This is a genomic window from Roseomonas chloroacetimidivorans (assembly GCF_049629625.1).
GTDB classification, from domain to species: Bacteria; Pseudomonadota; Alphaproteobacteria; order Acetobacterales; family Acetobacteraceae; genus Roseomonas; species Roseomonas chloroacetimidivorans.
Map to the genome: position 1 here is coordinate 1 of NZ_JBNBZS010000290.1, position 1,113 is coordinate 1,113.

Below are 1,113 nucleotides of genomic sequence, written 5' to 3' on the forward strand. Positions count from 1 at the left end.
AAGTCTACAACCGTCGGCCGTACTGCTCCCCGGCCCCGTCCCCCTGCCAAACCCAAAGGCGTGGCAGGTGATCATGATCACCGGATTGGGTGATCACCTTCGGCTGGAACAGCCGATCAGGATCACCCGAATACGCAGTCCTATGGCGCGGCCGTGCAGGTCACCGTGCCGTCCGGACGGAGGCGGCGCCCCGTGCCCGATGAGGAGCCCTGCACCGCCGAGGAAGTGCTGGCGGGGCTGTCATGGCGGCGCGCGACTTGGCGCCAGGGCACCAAGGGAGCGCTGGCCGCCAGATTTGCCGCTCTCCGCATCCGCGTGGGCGACGGCGCAATCTGGGCCAACAACCGCCACCTGCCGGGCGACGAGGTCTGGCTGGTGGGCGAGTGGCGCTCATCTGGCGAGCGCAAGTATCACCTCAGCAATCTCGAGCCTGACACCTCCCTGCGGGTGCTCGCGTCCACCATCAAGGCGCGCTGGGTCTGCGAACAAGCTCACCAGCAGCTCAAGCAAGAGCTGGGGCTGGGCCACTTCGAAGGGCGTTCCTGGACCGGCCTGCACCGACACGCGCTGATGACCTGCATCGCCTTCGCCTACCTGCAGCACCTACGCCTTGCCCAGCACCGCCGGACGAGCCGGGGAAAAAATGCCGCCCCGCATCCCGGGACCGCCACCATCGCCCAGCCTGCCCGCCCTACGTCAGGCCATCTGTCATCGACTGTTCGCCCACCTCGCCGAACTCGTCCGATGCCCGCATTGCAGACGTCGGTTCCAGCCACCCATCAACCCTAAAGTGCCCAAGTAGTGCTTCCGTAATGGGCCTCTGGGCGTCAAGCCCCTCGAGTGAGTACCACGTCGCCGGTGTCATGCTTCCGTCCGTGGTCGGCACGAGGCCGCCAAATCATGCGGTCAGAAAGGAGCCAGCGGGCCAATCTAAGACGCGTGGTTCGCCCCAGGGGGTTTCCACAGCACTACTCCCGGCCTCACTGCCTCCCGCGTCCCGGCGACGGGACCTCAGACGAGCAGGATCGGACTGACCCGTCCTGCCCGAAGCTCCATCCTCTCCGCGCTGTATCAGGCTGCCTGCGCCTCCTTGCCCCAGCGGAACTCCGTGCC

General features: G+C 66.8%; 1 pseudogene. It reads left to right on the top strand.

Features of this window, described 5'->3' with window-relative positions:
- Positions 1 to 129: 129 nt before the first annotated feature.
- Positions 130 to 789 (top strand): annotated as a pseudogene (locus ACO1BU_RS37510) (IS701 family transposase); the annotation flags it as partial.
- Between the last annotated feature and the right edge of the window lie 324 nt (positions 790 to 1,113).